The 16,089-nt window shown below is 40.6% G+C and carries 16 protein-coding genes; 8 read left to right on the forward strand and 8 right to left on the reverse strand.

What is annotated here, in order from left to right; all coding sequences use genetic code 11:
* Window positions 1-339 precede the first annotated feature (339 nt).
* Both B9T29_RS16515 and B9T29_RS06885 read left to right on the forward strand, forming a co-directional pair.
* Window positions 340-3,195, forward strand: a complete 2,856-nt coding sequence (locus tag B9T29_RS16515; protein WP_228146571.1) for a YadA-like family protein — start codon at window positions 340-342, stop codon at window positions 3,193-3,195.
* A 161-nt stretch (window positions 3,196-3,356) separates the two neighbouring features.
* Window positions 3,357-4,517, forward strand: a complete 1,161-nt coding sequence (locus B9T29_RS06885) for a helix-turn-helix transcriptional regulator (RefSeq protein ID WP_228146572.1) — start codon at window positions 3,357-3,359, stop codon at window positions 4,515-4,517.
* Between the two features lie 43 nt (window positions 4,518-4,560).
* On the opposite strand, the gene B9T29_RS06890 is transcribed toward B9T29_RS06885, so the two are convergent.
* The 4 genes from B9T29_RS06890 to B9T29_RS16525 all read right to left on the reverse strand — a co-directional run bounded on the left by B9T29_RS06890 (window position 4,561) and on the right by B9T29_RS16525 (window position 7,303).
* Window positions 4,561-5,739, reverse strand: a complete 1,179-nt coding sequence (locus B9T29_RS06890; RefSeq protein ID WP_086175219.1) for a hypothetical protein — start codon at window positions 5,737-5,739, stop codon at window positions 4,561-4,563.
* 272 nt (window positions 5,740-6,011) lie between these two features.
* Window positions 6,012-6,755, reverse strand: a complete 744-nt coding sequence (locus B9T29_RS06895) for a copper resistance protein NlpE N-terminal domain-containing protein (protein WP_171263996.1) — start codon at window positions 6,753-6,755, stop codon at window positions 6,012-6,014.
* A gap of 197 nt (window positions 6,756-6,952) precedes the next feature.
* Window positions 6,953-7,126, reverse strand: a complete 174-nt coding sequence (locus tag B9T29_RS16520) for a hypothetical protein (RefSeq protein WP_228146573.1) — start codon at window positions 7,124-7,126, stop codon at window positions 6,953-6,955.
* 42 nt (window positions 7,127-7,168) lie between these two features.
* Window positions 7,169-7,303 carry a copper resistance protein NlpE N-terminal domain-containing protein gene (locus tag B9T29_RS16525; RefSeq protein ID WP_228146574.1) on the reverse strand — a complete coding sequence of 45 codons (135 nt, stop codon included), beginning with the start codon at window positions 7,301-7,303 and terminating at the stop codon, window positions 7,169-7,171.
* Between the two features lie 446 nt (window positions 7,304-7,749).
* Between B9T29_RS16525 and B9T29_RS06905 the strand changes: the two genes are divergently transcribed.
* Window positions 7,750-8,340: a 1-acyl-sn-glycerol-3-phosphate acyltransferase gene (locus tag B9T29_RS06905; protein WP_086175221.1), complete on the forward strand. Its 591-nt coding sequence runs from the start codon at window positions 7,750-7,752 to the stop codon at window positions 8,338-8,340.
* 114 nt (window positions 8,341-8,454) lie between these two features.
* On the opposite strand, the gene B9T29_RS06910 is transcribed toward B9T29_RS06905, so the two are convergent.
* Together B9T29_RS06910 and B9T29_RS06915 are read right to left on the reverse strand one after the other, a co-directional pair.
* Window positions 8,455-8,784: a hypothetical protein gene (locus B9T29_RS06910; protein WP_086175222.1), complete on the reverse strand. Its 330-nt coding sequence runs from the start codon at window positions 8,782-8,784 to the stop codon at window positions 8,455-8,457.
* A 188-nt stretch (window positions 8,785-8,972) separates the two neighbouring features.
* Window positions 8,973-9,707, reverse strand: coding sequence for a sulfite exporter TauE/SafE family protein (locus tag B9T29_RS06915; RefSeq protein ID WP_086175223.1), 735 nt, complete (start codon window positions 9,705-9,707; stop codon window positions 8,973-8,975).
* A gap of 243 nt (window positions 9,708-9,950) precedes the next feature.
* Here B9T29_RS06915 and B9T29_RS06920 point away from each other — a divergent pair, with 243 nt between their 5' ends.
* Complete coding sequence (locus tag B9T29_RS06920; protein ID WP_171263997.1) at window positions 9,951-10,157, forward strand: hypothetical protein; 207 nt, start codon at window positions 9,951-9,953, stop codon at window positions 10,155-10,157.
* Between the two features lie 108 nt (window positions 10,158-10,265).
* Here B9T29_RS06920 and rsmD read toward each other — a convergent pair whose 3' ends face one another.
* Both rsmD and mrdA read right to left on the reverse strand, forming a co-directional pair.
* Window positions 10,266-10,823 (reverse strand): 16S rRNA (guanine(966)-N(2))-methyltransferase RsmD, encoded by a 558-nt coding sequence (rsmD, locus tag B9T29_RS06925; protein ID WP_086175224.1) that lies wholly within the window; start codon window positions 10,821-10,823, stop codon window positions 10,266-10,268.
* Window positions 10,824-10,826: 3 nt separating this feature from the next.
* Window positions 10,827-12,851 carry a penicillin-binding protein 2 gene (gene mrdA / locus B9T29_RS06930; protein ID WP_086175225.1) on the reverse strand — a complete coding sequence of 675 codons (2,025 nt, stop codon included), beginning with the start codon at window positions 12,849-12,851 and terminating at the stop codon, window positions 10,827-10,829.
* Between the two features lie 238 nt (window positions 12,852-13,089).
* Between mrdA and B9T29_RS06935 the strand changes: the two genes are divergently transcribed.
* From B9T29_RS06935 to B9T29_RS06950, 4 genes are all read left to right on the forward strand, one after another.
* Window positions 13,090-13,608, forward strand: a complete 519-nt coding sequence (locus tag B9T29_RS06935) for a hypothetical protein (protein ID WP_416202480.1) — start codon at window positions 13,090-13,092, stop codon at window positions 13,606-13,608.
* A gap of 64 nt (window positions 13,609-13,672) precedes the next feature.
* Window positions 13,673-14,989, forward strand: a complete 1,317-nt coding sequence (locus B9T29_RS06940) for a hypothetical protein (RefSeq protein ID WP_086175227.1) — start codon at window positions 13,673-13,675, stop codon at window positions 14,987-14,989.
* A gap of 82 nt (window positions 14,990-15,071) precedes the next feature.
* Window positions 15,072-15,731 carry an adenylate kinase gene (gene adk / locus B9T29_RS06945; RefSeq protein WP_086175228.1) on the forward strand — a complete coding sequence of 220 codons (660 nt, stop codon included), beginning with the start codon at window positions 15,072-15,074 and terminating at the stop codon, window positions 15,729-15,731.
* Window positions 15,732-15,828: 97 nt separating this feature from the next.
* On the forward strand, window positions 15,829-16,041 hold the full coding sequence (locus B9T29_RS06950; protein ID WP_086175229.1) for a hypothetical protein: 213 nt from the start codon (window positions 15,829-15,831) through the stop codon (window positions 16,039-16,041).
* Window positions 16,042-16,089 lie beyond the last annotated feature (48 nt).

A 16,089-nucleotide genomic window follows, 5' to 3' on the forward strand; every position in this document is an offset into this window, starting at 1 on the left:
GAAGGCTATTCTACTTCAGTAACTGACACAAACTTTACAAGTGATAAAACCTTTCTTGAAGTACAAGATTCGGATGTTGTTATATCAGCTGGTACTCCTGAACCAGTAGCTGGTCAACCGGGGGTTGAGCGTTATAGTGAGACACGTGAAGGTACAGTTGAAACAACCTCTAATTCATCTGATTCGAACCTGACCGATAATACAAAAGAAGACTCACGAACTGTAGATACTTCTTCATATTATAGTGCGAATGGCTTGGTAACTCGTACAGCGCAAACTCGTACTGTATCTATACCTTTTGTTGGGACTTTTACTATTCGAGAAGCAGATGTTGGGACTTTGACTGAGGACAGCTTTGAAGCATACGACCTAACCAAAAAAGCGGGTGCTTTTGAAGAAACACGTTCGAGTAGCAGAACAGCAGTTGACTATAATGATAATCAAGTACTTGATCGTACTATAGAAAGTAAGCGTACTCGAAATTATAAGGATAATGCGGTTGCCTATGACCAAAACGGTCAACCAGTACAGGTTGATGGTCAAACTAGTTATGTGGTGTTAGAAGATACCAGTGAGCGTAATTTTAATTTAACTGCATATAATTCAGATGTTGAAAATGGCGTAGAGACTAGCCGTGGTCCTGATGGCAAGTTACTGGTTGTAGAACGTAGCCGTTCCTCTACCGAGCAAGATGCTAACTACCAATATGATGATATTTCTGGTGATTTTGTTACCTTTAAAGGACAAGGTGATAATGTAGAATTGTCTAATATTGAAGAAGTAACCCGCGCTCGGACGTCAACATATACCGATTATGATGATGTTAGTGTAAAAGATTTGGAACTCTCTCGTCAGCAATCTAATAGTTACCAGCAAACTGATATCTTTGATAATTTTGTAAGCTACTCTAACCAGAATGGAACAAGTGATTTAACCGTCTATAATGATGGTAAATCCAATCTGGCTTGGGAAGGTCAGCTTAACCTTGATGCAAGCTGGAAGTCACGTGAAGTTTCAGAAAAAGATGGTCAGCTAAATACTGATAGCATTACCACAGGTACTTATGAGCTAAACCAGCAGGAAGCATATTATCAACCTACCCATAATGCGGAAGGTGAAAATTATAATATTCAAAAGGCAACTGGTAATCAGTCAATTCCTTTCCCAAGTGATTACTTAGGTGGCAATGGGCCAATGCTGTTGGGCAGTGTGCATAGTGTAGGTGATACCGCATTACAAAGTTCGCTTTACGATTCAAAATTTCATGAAAAAACGGTCGATGGTAGTGGGAATTTAGTTCGTGAAGTCACAAAAAATGAGTATGAGTCATTAAATTATGCTGCGAATATGCAGGAAAATATTGAAGTTGATCGTGACTTAGTACGTAATGATCTACGTGATGAAACTACTATTGGTTCTGAAGTCGTGGTCTCTACTAATCCACAAGATCAGGTAGTTTCAGGTTTTACCCGTAAATTTGATGGTTCACCAATTACCCTGAATGATGTCGATCAGTGGGTAGATGATAATGGTAATACTCATCATTATGTAGTTCTGGGCTTGGATAAAAATGGTCAAGAAATCCGTACTGAGGTACAGATTACTGATGCAGCTGATCCAACCAGTTTGAGTCTGAATGCAACGTATAACCAATTGAATACCTCAAATTCAACAGAGTCAGTGCGTTATAATGAAGATGAGTTCTATAAGTCTACAGATTCATCAGTAAATTCAAATACTACGACCTATGAAGATGGTTCTGTTGAATACGACAAATCGACTTCTGATCAAGCAATCACCGTTTATAATGAGAACGTGACCGATAAAGAGTGGGAAGGCTCTCATTCTAATACTTATGCGACACAGGATGTTACATTCGCTGATGTGGGTGGTGTTGCAACAGCGGCTCAGATTAATACTTCTGCATCAAGCTTTGCTGAAAAGACCACTAAATATAAAGCAGGTCAAGTGCTTGAAGAAGAAACAACACGTACTTTTACTAATGAAGGTGGTGAACAAGATCTATTGGCAAATACAACTTCAGCTTACCAAGGTAACTGGGAGCACAATGAAAAATTGTATGCTGAAGGTGCAAGTGATCTAAAGCGTGTTACTACTGAAAGTAGTGCAGGAACATCGTCTTATACCTCTGCTACTCAGACTGTGGAATCAGAACAGGCATCAAATAATCAGGAAACAATCTATCAGGCTGGTGATATCCGTCGTACTGAAACTGGTTCAGAGTCTCAGAGCACAACAACGACAGATGTTGCGACAGGCAATTCACTTACTTATGCAACTCAGGATAAATCTGCATCGACTAAGTTCAATACCGAGACTGGTCTGTTAGCAACACAAGATGTTCTATCTACAAAATCTCGTGAGAGTCAGGAAAGCTTAAGCACTACTGAAGCAGGTGTTACTACTTCTAAAACAGTTGTTCGTGGTTCTGAAACAGAAAAACGTAGTGATAGAAGTTCAACTAAAACAGTTTATGGCTCTCAAACCAATGTTGCGGGTGATGGCTCTCAAACTGTATTAGCTAAGAGTGAAATAACAGTTGTAGATAAGTTTGGTATTGAGGAATCTAATCAGCTGACTCAAGCAAATACAAATATCACTGCTGCTGGTGCTGCAACTACCACTACACAACAACGTACTGATGATGTTTCTGGAATTAAGTTAGAAAAAACAGTGACATTGGAAGGTGCTAGCACTCAGAGAGTTGCAGGTACTACTCAGACGAGTTCAACCATAATTAGTGCAGGTGAAATTTCTGTAGATGGCGTGTCTATTACTGCAAATGGTGTGAATGCCAATAATACCGTTGTGTCTAATGTTGCAAATGGTGTTGCGGATTCTGATGCGGCAAACCTTGGTCAAGTACGATCATACTACAATGATGTAAGTGGTCGTGTTAACCAATTGAATACACGTGTAGATGACGTTGAGAAAACTTCTTACCGTGGTATTGCTATTGCGTTAGCTGCGCAACAACAAATTCCTAACATTGGTGCTGGTCAGTTCGCTGTATTTGGTGGTGTAGGTCACTATGAAGGTGAATCTGCAGGTGCTCTAGGTCTTGCTAGTGTATTTGCTGATGGTCGTACTTCTGTAAGTGCTGCGGTAGGTTTTGCTGGCGGTAACGAAGTTGGCGGTCGTGTAGGTGTATCATACGTTTTTGGCGGTAAATAATTACCTGTTAAAAAGTATAGATTAAAAAATCCTCGCCTTGTGCGGGGATTTTTTTAACGCTTTTTCATATTATTTTTACCCTTTGTTTGACTAATCACCGTAGTTCTCTATGCTTTAAGGTAAATAATTACTCAGTTTTTATCTGTTTAGGACCGGTGAAAATGATGCAAGAGGAGCTGGAGAATAAAATTATTGGACAAATCTATGATGCTGCCTTGAATGCCAGTTTATGGCCTAAAGTGATTCAGCAGATTGTTCAATACACTGAAAGTCAGGCAGCCATGTTTACTGCTTTAGATCAATTGAACCCTGCCTATAATTTTGTGCACACGTACAATATTCCAGCCTGCAGTTTAGAAACCTATCAGCAAGAAAAAATAAAAACGATGAATCAGAAGTTGCATTTGCCATTCTGGTTAGAAGTTGGTGTTGGAAATGCATTAAGTCAGAATCTATCGCAATATGGTCAGCTATTTGCTACAGATGAATATGTTTTTTATGAAAAATGTTTAAAAGCGACCGGCGTCAGGTTTATTGCCAGTCTATTATTGGATCATGGTGATCATCAATGGTCGGTACTCGGTATTCATCGTGGCAAGCAAGATCAACCCTTTACGCAATATGAACTGGATATTCTAAAAAGGTTGGGTTTGCATTTACGCAGGGCATTAGAGATTCACAAGCAATTAAGTTTAGCTCGGCTCAAAAACAGGAATTTATACCGAATTCTAAATGCCATTAAAACAGGCATTTTACTCATTGATATGAATCGAGAATTGTATTATCTCAACCAAAAAGCACAGTACTTTTTTGAACAATCCAAGTTATTCGAACTTGATAAAAATAACCAGATTAATATAAGCAAGCCATATCAATTAGATTTAGAGCAATTAATATCCAGCATTAAGCCAGAGGATAATTATGCTAAAAAACAGGTAGGAGGGGTGTTGGCTATGGAAGATCAGCATGGACAAAAAATTATGCTGACCATTGCACCTTTTAACAGTCCACGACATTTTACCGATTTAAAAGATCATCTTAAACCGTATGTCATGCTATTTATTACTGAAACTGAACAGCATTATAAGCTGGCTTCGTCTTATTTAAGACAAGTGTATGGTTTATCCAACAGGGAATGTGAATTGTGTGAATTATTTGTGAATGGTTATAACCTGGAACAGATTGCCGCCCATTACCAATTAGCATTAAGTTCTGTACGAACCTATCTGAAAAATATTTATGCAAAAATGCAATGTAAATCACAGGCAGAATTTTTGTATAAACTTATGGGAGTTACCATCGATTTTGAGCATGTAAGTTAATCTATCCAGAATCCAGTTCTGGATAGATATATTTTGAGCACTATTAAGTGGTACCAGTACCTGTAGCTATGAAATCTTTATTGAAAGTATATGAAATCTCACCGCTGACAAGCGTTAAAGATCCAGTAGCAAGAGTGTAGGTGAATGGAGGGTAGAGTGTTGTCCCATTTACAAGTCCCGAACAGCCAGTTGTATCTACTATAATTTGACTGGTAACCACAGTTCCATTGGTGGTTGTATATTTACCGTATTCAACCCCTGGTGTTGGTGTCCCACAATTATCACTTGCTAAACTGTCAATATACATATAATAACCGTCACTAAAGAATGTAAGTGCATTCGTATCATTGAACCAGTTGTCCTGAATATTGTTTGCAGTGGTGCTAATCCGTTTTAATTTATTTTCACCATTAGTTACCCCAGATTCGGTCAAGGTTACATTGGTTCGATCATAACGTAGGGTAAATGGTACTCCTCCGTTCGGATTAGACAGACCCAGATCGCCATTGGTGTCAACCTCAATCACTGGATTAATTTGTCCCGTAACTGGATTCCATTCCAAGGTACCAGTTTCCACACCGCTACCAGTTAGATTAGCTGAATCTACTTCACCTAATATATATTGTCCGGTAGGACTTATATGAACCACAATGGCACCTTGTCCAGTACGGTTTAATTCCCAACTTCCTGCAATATCTTTATAGAAGGCATTTTTGGAATTAGTGAGTGCAGTTTCTAATGCAATTGGAGTTTTATTAAGTTCGGTAAAAGCAGGATCGGTAATAAATTGAGCATAAGTCTGGTTGAAGTTGATGGTATTGTCAGCCAATGCAGTGAAAACGGCATCACTAATCTGAATGCCATCGTCGTGGTTTACATTGTCATCCAGTGTTTGCAAGAAAACGATAATATTTTCACGAACATTTTGAAGCGTAGATAATTCCATTGGAGTGATGCGAGGAGAAGCTGGAACTGAGTCACCTATTTGTACACCGCCAATAAAAAATTTAATGGTGTCTCCAGCCTTATAATTAAAATAACCCTCTGCATCTGTTTTAGCTTTGATCCCACTACTGGTTTGGTATTCAACGCCAGATACAGGACCATCAACTAACTGTCCCTGTTGAGTAGTAGGTGTAGGTGGTGGGTTGGAATCATCATTATTATCATTACATGCCGTAAGTAAACCTGCGATGGCAATTGCCAAGAGCACTTTTTTCATTTTCGACTCCATTATCATCTTTGATTATAGTGACTAAAAGCATAGTCAAGCCTGTACTCAGGAAATATCCTCAAATAAGGATAAACAGGTAAATTTGAGACTTTATTTGTTATTTTTTATAACAGTCTAGTGGACCATAAATCATGTCATGAGTGAGGCTGGGTTTTGATGATAAAAAAGAAACGTACTATTTGGTAAATATGAGAAAAAAGAGAACGGGATATAAAAAATCCCCATATTTCACGAAGATTTTTTATAGATCAAGCTGCCTGCTATTTAATTTTGATATAAAGCCGTGGCGATGATTCGGAATGAATAAATGAGACCAGATGGTAATCGGTTTTATTCGGCTGAATCGGGGGAACTGGACTGTTGTCAATGCTGGCCGGATATTCATTATTTTTATCATCGACCAGTACAATATCACTGTCGCGTATTTTTAGGGCACGGTCTGAGTGATTATTAATTTCAAAAAAATAAGTCAGCTTGGTGCTTTCTAGCTTATTGGACCGTATTTTTTCAGTTTTAAATAGATCTGCCTGTATATCTACATGTTTCAGGGCATTATTCACTTCTATCTTTTGTATTTTAGGAATCTGATATTTTTCAAAATCATTGCGTTGATTTTTATGTCGATCCCGAAGTTCTAAAAATTGATCATGCCACGAAAGATAACGCATTTTATTGCTTTTATCTTCTGTGAGCTGAATTAGTCTGGAATCTTGAGGATCAAAACTGAATGTACCAGAAGACTGTTTTTGTCTGGTTTTTTGTTTAAAGAACTGAATTTCTTTGAGGGTATAAGTCTGGTTGGGATGAAGCTGTATTGAAAAAAGTTTTTTCTCGCAGGCCTTACAGAGAATAAAGCCTTTGTAATGTCCTGTCCAGTCCGGAATCTGCTGGTTCTGTGGCTTGGACAGATGATCGTTAGTTTTAGTATGGTCTTGAATTAAAGGAGAATTGGGCTTATCGCAGCCATTTAAACAGAGTAAGGAGCAAAAACTGAGGGTTATCATTGTTTTTTTCATTATGATCATCAAATGAGAAAAATATTTTTTAACCATAATCATAACAGCATGATCGGGCTAGTAGGGCAGAAGGAAATAGGTCATTTATTTGTTGCAAATCATGACGATTGCCCAAAGCAGGGCAAATAAAAAAGCCAGATTTTCAGTCTTTTTAATGAATTAAGAGTGATATTCAAATAGGGCAATTAATTAGCATCTTTCTGTAATTTGTAATTCATTTTGGAATCAATCAATTTTTCTAATTTTATATCGCGTGCTTCAAAAAAATTTTCACCAATAAAGAATTTACGGTTTTCTCCTGCTTGGTCCAGGCTAATCATAGCGGGATTGTCTGCATCAAAACTAAAAGTTCCTTTCACCTTGAATTCACTATTTTTTCCCTGACTTAGATATTCCTGTTTTTATATGATTTTTACACTAGATAAGATGTCCGCTTTTAATTTCAGTTCGGTCTCAATACCCTGGCAGTCGGCACAGGGAAAAAACCCTTTATATTCACCTGGCCAATCCAGGGACGTTTCTACTGTATCACTCATAGTTGCGACCGGTTGAGCTGTGGTGGCTTAGGTCATGGGTTGATCAGGAGCTGTATTGCTTTCATGAGTATTGGTCTCTTCTCTGGTTTGCTACACGCAGTGAAAACTAAGCTGCTCAGTGATAGGAGGAATATTATTTTTTTCACGATATTGTTCCATTTAGCCAAATATAGCTTTAAAACTACGTAAAAATGCAGATGGGGTAAATATCGATCTTGGGGGGCTTTGTTATGCCTTTTTTTGTGCGAATTTTAATGTGAAATTAGAAAATCTGAGCTAAGGAGGAAGAAATTTCGGAAAAACAAAACAGCAACTTTGCATATTTTATTTGAACTCTAAAGTTATACATTTATATATTAATTGATTATTTATTGGGCATATTGCACTTTTATATTTCAGCAACGTTGTTAAAATCTGCGCACTTTATAGAGGTGTCGGTACGGCAAGTGTTTGAAAAATTAGCTGAACAAAGTTTAAAAATGATGGGCTGGGAAATCGATAATCATTGGCCGCTTGATTTGGATCAATGTGTGATGATTGCAGCGCCGCACACCAGTAATTGGGATGCCTTATATGCACGCCTGGCACTCAAGGCATTAGGGGTGCATGTCCGTTTAACCATTAAAGACAGTTATATGAAATTTCCTTTTGGTCCATTTGTACGGGCAATGGGCGGAATTGGAATTGACCGGACAGTGAAGAAGGCAGGAGAGCCACGCCCCAGCATGGTTCAGCTGATGTCGGATTTATTTAAAACCCATCCAAAATTGGTGATGTTGGTGACTCCAGAAGCAACCCGTGCCAAACAGGAACAATGGAAAACCGGGTTCTATCATGTAGCCATCAACGCAGGTGTGCCGATTGCATTGGCTTATATGGATTATGCCAAGAAGAAAACCGGGGTGGGTAAAATTGTTTATCCGAGCGGTGACTATGAAAAAGATATGGCTGAAATTATGGCTTTTTATGCTCAAATTCATGCCAAATTCCCAGAGAAGTTTAGCGTAGATACACGTTATTGCCAGGAACCGAACTAAGAAATACAGGCATTCTTGTCGGGTATGCAAGCGAAGCCAAGAGGAAAAATGACAAAATCTTGGCTCGCTGCGCATAATTTATGGGTCAGCATAGGGCTGTCCTTTACTTAATGGCTATGGCGCTTGCGTTGGACGAATACCGCCTAAATGCTGGCACGCTTCCTGATAAATAAAATATTGTTCCTCAACCACTTCTGTTAACGGCACATCAAATAATTTGTCCCCATCTTTATAGCTTTGCACATAAGATTCGGCTTTTTGGCGGCTAGAAGCCAGAGATTGTTCATGATATGAAGTAATAGAACTATGCGCCATTTGTGCGGTTTCAATATTATTGCATTGAAAATAGCTGAGCATTTTTTCTGCATGTTTGACATCGCGTGATGTGCTTAGGGAACAGCCAGTCAGGACAATTATTGCTGCTAGCAAAATCAAGGTTTTCATTGTTGAGGAAAGATTAAATGGGGATAAGCTATTGTATAAAGTTTTCCCTCGGATAAATTTGATCAGCCCCACTGATTGGGTATTTTTTGTTTAAATGAGACTTATGGTAGCTTTGTCCAGCAATGATAGAAAAATAAGGCTGTAATATTTCAATATATAAATTTGATTTTTTCAACAAGCAATAAGAATTACAGCACCGTATTGAAAACCAAGAAACAGCCGGAAGCAAATAAAAGGCTTAATACCGTATGTTTAAATTGTTTTTCCGAAATTTTATAAAATAATTTTGCCCCTAAAATGGCGGGAAAACTGACACTGATCAGCAAGATGACAATATAAGGCCAGAGCTGGATTTCAAGCGTGCCTTGCAGTAAATAGGCTAGTAGTGTAAACAGCTGAATGCCAAAATTAAAATGCCGTAAAATATAACGCTGTTGCTGTTTTGATAGATTTTTCAGCATGACCCAGGCAGATGGCAACGAACCGCAAAACCCGCCTAACCCTCCCAAAATTCCACCGATAAATCCAATCAGGCCATCGGCCAGTTTTCCCGATTGTTGCAGTCGTGGAAATGCCGGATTGAAAAACATCACCGGACACCACAACACCAAAAATACGCCTAAAACGATTTTAAAGGTTTCGGGTTGAATAATATGCAGTAAATAGGTGCCCAAAGGCACGCCAATCAGCCCGGCAATTAAATAAGGTAATACCAGTGTTTTATTGAGGTGAGGATGCTTTTGTTCATTGGATAATGAAATGATATGGCTCCATACCGAAGCAAAGACCACCAAGGGTGCAGCAATTTGCGGGGGCAATGCCCACACCCAGAATGACATGGCAATTAAGGCAAAGGCAAAGCCAGTGAGTCCTTGTACAAAACCTGCGACCATTGCCCCAAGAATAAATAACAACCAAGTCATAGAAATAGGTACAGATGAAAAGGCAGTAGTATTCAAAAGATGGGTAAAAAAGCCAAGCTTATATTTAGCAGTATTTCTGCAAATCTAAGGAGAATTTTGTATAAAACCGCTTCGGAATCAGCTATTGGAGTTCGGCTTATGAATAAACAATGGATAAATGACTACAAGAATTCAACACGGACTCCCAACACTCTTCATTAAATCATTCGATACTGATGCTATGCGGTAAAAGAGGTGATGAACATGATGAAAAAAGTGATCTTACTTTCTGTATTGGCAGTGTCAATAACTGGCTGTATGCTTGATCCTTATTATGATGACGATTATGGTGGTCATCGGGACCGCAACGGACATTATGACCGAGACCATGGCGACCGAGACTGGAAAAATAGAGACCATGGGGACTGGAAGCATGACAGAGATGATCGGGATTGGCGCTATGGGCGTTAACAGATCTATCCCCCGATCTTAAATTGATAGACTACACATTTGACAAAAAAGGATTCCATAGAGGAATCCTTTTTTATTGCCTTTTATGAATAGGCATTAGAATAGGTATTAGCAGATATTTTTCTGATACAGCCCAGCTCGAACTGTACCGGCTTTAGTCTGTTTCACCTGTTGCCAGCTGACAGGAAGTTTAAGCTGATTTAAATCACGATCGGCCTCAACATATATAAATGCCCGGTCTTGAATGAGCGGGTCGGCAAGTTGAGCCAGTTCTTCCCACAAATCCAGGCTGTAAGGGGGATCTAAAAACACCAGATCAAAGCTTTGTTTCAGGGTGGGGAGCGTTTGTTGGGCTGTGGCTACTTTCAGTTTGGCATGTTGACTGGTGACTTTCAGCAACTGCAAATTATCGGTTAAAAAAGCAGCTTGCGTGCGATTCGGTTCAATCATCACCACCTGTGCTGCACCCCGTGACAAAGCTTCAAAACTTAAGGCACCTGAACCGGCACAAATGTCCAGAACCTGTGCGTTTTGGATATCCCACATCAGCCAGTTAAACAATGTTTCACGTACCCGGTCTGGTGTAGGGCGTAAGCCTTCAATACTGGCAAAAGGAAGCTGGCGGCGTTTCCATTCACCGCCAATAATACGGAGTTGATTTTTCATAGATCAGTCACCTTCAACTTCTGCTGGTTGTGCGCCTGATGCGGCGTGAGTAGCGTGCTGTGTCGCTGCTGCTGTTGTATTGGCCTGAGTATTGTCAGTCGTATTTGCTTGTGCCGAACCACTTGGCAATTCACCCGGTTTGATGCCTGCGGTCATAAGGCCGCCACTAATTTGATGCCCCGCAGGACGGATCGGATTCTTTTTACGGGTGTATAACCAATAGTCAAACAGAGGACGAGCCAGCTGTGCTGCCGAACCACCGTGTTTACCATTTTCCCAAACAATCGCAACTGCAATCTCGGGATTTTCAGCAGGGGCAAAACCAATAAATAAACCATGGTCAAGCTGACGTTCACTTAATAAGGCTTCGTTGTATTTTTTACCCTGGGCAATACTTTTGACCTGTGCGGTTCCGGTTTTCCCTGCAATATGATACAGCGGAGTACGGATACCACGACCTGTACCGGTCTCGATGACATCGATCATGGCATCACGCATTTTGATCCAGTCTTCAGGTTTGCCATTAAACTGAATTTTGCCATCTGGAGCATTATGTGGTGTATAAGGTTTGGCACCATGACTTTCACGCAGTACATGAGGAGTAATGTGCGCGCCCTGATTTGCAGTAATTGCAGTGGCCATCGCCAGTTGTAGCGGTGTTGCAGTAAAGGCACCTTGTCCAATACTTACGGAAATGGTTTCACCTTTTAGCCATTTGCTTTTACGGGTCCGCATTTTCCAGTCTGGGCTTGGATACAAACCGGTACTTTCACTCGGTAAATCGACGCCGGTTTTTTGACTAAAGCCAAATTGGCGCATCCAGGCATTCATTTTTTCAATGCCCATGCGGTAGGCCAGAATATAATAATAGGTATCGCAAGACACTACTTGAGCTTTATGCAGATTTACCGCGCCATGACCTGATTTGCGCCAATCGCGGAATCTATGCGAATCGCCAGGTAAAGAAAAATAACCGGGATCTAAAATAGCGGTGTTCCAATCGACAATATTATAGTGTAAGCCGCCCAAGCCAAACATCGGTTTAATGGTCGAACCTGGAGGATAGGCACCTTGCACAGCCCGGTTATAAAGTGGCTGGTCAATATTGTCGCGAAGCGCGCTATAGTCGGTACTGCTAATGCCGGTCACAAATAAATTCGGGTTAAAACTCGGGCTGGAAACCAGGGCTAAAATTTCACCAGTTTTAGGATTTAGCGCTACAATGGCACCACGACGACCTGCCAGTTGCTCAGTGGCTGTTACCTGTAAGCCATAGTCAATTGAAAGGTATAAGTCATTCCCGCGAACCGGCTCTTTACGGCCTAAATTACGTAATACATTACCGTGAGCATCTGCTTCTACCGACTCATTGCCGGGCAAGCCGTGTAACAGCTCTTCATAGGATTTCTCCACCCCGATTTTTCCAATCAGGTTGGTGCCGGCATACAAGTCTTTGTCAATCGATTTTAATTCTTTGTCGTTAATACGTCCCACATAACCAATCACATGGGCAAACAGCTCGCCATGCGGATAGTAGCGGGTCATCTGGGTTTCTATATTTACCCCGGGAAACTGAAATTTGACTTCACTGAATTTGGCAATATCGGTTTCGGTTAAATTTAATTTTAATGATACGCGTTCGGTTTTTTTAGAGGTTTTAATCCGGCTGCTAAAACGGTCGATGTCTTCTTGGGTCAGGCTTAAGATGGGGGTTAAACGCTGTACGGTTCCATCAATATCTTGCACATCGGCTCGTGACATGGTTGCGGAAAATACCGGATAGTTATCTGCCAGCAAAATCCCATTACGGTCATAAATATAGCCGCGCGCAGGTGCCAAAGGTTGTAGTCGAATACGGTTCTGGTCTGAGGCGGTTGAAAATTCATTAAAATGCATAAGTTGCAAATAGGCATAACGGGCAACAAGCAGGAGCAGAAAGAACGCCACAATCCCGATAGAGATAAAAACCCGATTGCGATAAATGCGCTTTTCTTGTTGAACGTTTTTTAAAGGAAAGTGCTGCTTCATACGCGATCGACTTACATCATACAGGGGAGTGAAAAATCCAGTGGCATATTCTAACGCAAGTCAGCATTTTTTGATATTTGTTCTGGAGAACAGTTGGATCGGTTTCGCTTAAACTTTGACTTTACAGACATTAAAATTGTAAAGTGCAGTATATAAGAGTTCTAATAATTCTGCTAAAGTCAAAATTCAAAAAAAGGACTGTATTAAAAAATAAAATTTAAGGACAATGATGAAAATAATCACAAAAGCATCTTCTTTGCTGGCATTTTTTGCGCTAGCAAATGTGGCTTATGCACAAGACAATCCGTATTTACCGGAAGCGAAATTGACATCAGACAGTGCAAAAACCTGGAATGTTGGGGCTGGATTCACCCAAGAAATGATTCATGCGAATGCAGAGTGGGTTAATCCGTATGGAATCGCCTATGCAAAAGCAGGGGTATTCATAGATGATGATTATACTCCTGGTGGTCAGGTTGGATTTCGCTATCCCTACCATCTCACCGGTAAAGATAAAAATGGTTATTATATCGGGGTTTATGCCGGACATATTGAAAGTAAAGGTGTAGACAATGATCTCAAAGCACGATTAGGCGCGGGCGTGGATTTAGCCTATGTTTTGCTAAGCAAAGAACGGATCAGCAGTTTTAGTATCGGTATTGGTGCCGGTGAAGAGTTAAAGAATAGTGCTGGCAATGTCGTTGCTGAAACAGAGCCGACAATACAATTCTCCTATACTTTAAGTATCGGTTTATAGTGAAAATAGTCAGTTTTTATAATTTAGTATTCTGTGATTAAAAAATTAAATATGGATATCGTGCATGTTTGAGTACGTCAACGAATTGTGGCAAACCTTCTTGAATCGCCCTGATTTCTGGGCAGTACTTAGCATCATTCCTGTGACAGCTTTTGTAACTTGGGCGCATGTGTGGATGGCGCTGAAAATGGTATTTTATCCCCTGACGTTTTGGGGATTCCATTTAGGACCATTACCTGTCGGCTGGCAGGGAATCGTGCCACGTAAAGCTGGTCGCATTTCAGGAATTATTACAGATAATACCTTGTCGAAACTGGGTTCATTGCGTGAATTTCTAGATGCCATGGATCCAGAAGATATGGCACGGATCATCGGTGAGCAGGTCGGTTTTGAACTTGAACATCTGATTGATGAAATGATGATTGACCGCAATGCGGTACTTTGGGAAAACTTGCCCTATTCAATTAAACGCCGTATCTATTCGCAAGCGCATAAACAGTTGCCGGGTATTTTAAGAGAACTGGTGACCGAGCTGACCATGAACGTCGAGTCACTTGTGGATATGCGTGAAATGGTGGTTCGCCAGATGGAAGGTGATCGCCGTTTAATGGTGAATATGTTCCTGAAAGTGGGTCAGAAAGAAATCAACTTTATTTGGCATATTAGTGCGTTAATCGGGATGTTCTTTGGTGTATTCCAGATGATCGTCTGGTTTGTTGTGCCCTGGCACTGGACGGTTCCTTTCTGGGCGTCTGTTTGGGGGTTCCTGACCAACTGGATTGCCATCTGGATGGTTTTCAATCCGCTTGAACCGCATTATGTTCGCTATCCACAGTTCTTTGCGCGTACGACAAGCCGCAAGTTTCCCTGGATCAAACCGGTCATTCCGCGGATTGGCACTTATAACATCCAGGGCGCGTTTATGAAACGTCAGGACGAAGTTTCCGATGTTTTTGCGCGAGTAGTCACAGAAGACCTAATTACGTTAAAATCCATTATGACTGAGATGATGTATGGCGGGAAGAAAGATAAAACTCGCCGTATCGTTAAACGCCATATTAATGAAATTATGGAAACCCCGATTGTTCGGACCTCTTTGCAGTTGTCTTTAGGTCCAAAAGAGTATGCAAAACTCAAGACGGACTTGATCGATCGCTCGATTGAAATTACGATGGTGCCTGTATGCGACCCGGCCTTCAATGCGAGCCGTGCACAGAAAATCTATCAAATGTTTAGAGACCGTATTCGAGAGTTGACGCCAAGAGAGTTTCAGAATTTATTGCGTCCTGCCTTTCAGGAAGATGAATGGATTTTGATTGTCTTGGGTGGCGTAACCGGATTTATAGCGGGTACAATACATTTGTTTGTGGCTTTCTTATAATTAGATGCTGGACTACATGGTGAATAGATCGGTTCGCCATGCCAATGCATCACATATATTTGTTAAATGAGGATGTTTTTTTATGCGCATTATATTACTCGGACCACCTGGAGCAGGTAAAGGTACACAGGCTCAGTTGATCTGTAAGCGCTACAATGTCCCACAAATTTCAACCGGTGATATGCTCCGTGCTGCAATTCGTGAAGGTACTGAATTAGGTCTTAAAGCTAAAAGCGTGATGGAAAGTGGTGGTCTCGTATCTGACGAGTTAATCATCGGTTTGGTCAAAGAACGTATTGCTCAACCTGATTGTGTAAACGGTTGCATTTTTGATGGTTTCCCTCGCACAATTCCACAAGCGGAAGCTTTGGAAAATGAAGGCATCAACATTGATCACGTGATTGAAATTGATGTTCCAGACGAAGAAATCGTTAAACGTCTTTCTGGTCGCCGTCAGCATCCAGCTTCTGGCCGTGTTTATCATGTGGTTTACAATCCGCCTAAAGTGGAAGGTAAAGATGATGAAACTGGTGAAGACCTGGTTCAACGTCCAGATGACCTAGAAGAAACCATTCGTAAACGTTTGGGTTCATATCACACTGAAACTGAACAATTGGTAGGTTTCTACCAAGGCCGTGCAGCATCAGGTGAAAATGCACCGACTTATGACAAACTCAATGGACTTCGTCCAATTGACGAAGTTCAAACTGATTTGTTTGCAATTTTAGATCAAGCAAAATAATTCATATGCCTGTATAGGGTGAATGTTTTGACATTAAAAGAGTCCTAAGTCATATTAGGGCTCTTTTTTATTTGTCTTGTTGACAGGAACTGCCACTGTGAAAATGGGTGTTTTGGTTTTAATGCTGCTGTTTCTGGTAGTTTTGATCGCTTTGTTCTATATGAGCTTTAAAATACTGGGCAAAGTGCGCCAACAAGAACGTGCAGAAAATGCAGCTAAAGCTCCACAGCGTCAATTGCATCCGAAGATACAGGCGCAGCGCGATCAACAAAAACGCGACCAAGAAAAAGCTGAACAAGAAAAAAAATAGGGTCTGTTGACATTTCATAAATAGCTTGCGTTGTAGGCTAAAATTGAG

This window comes from Acinetobacter sp. ANC 3903 (assembly GCF_002135315.1).
Taxonomy (GTDB): Bacteria; Pseudomonadota; Gammaproteobacteria; order Pseudomonadales; family Moraxellaceae; genus Acinetobacter.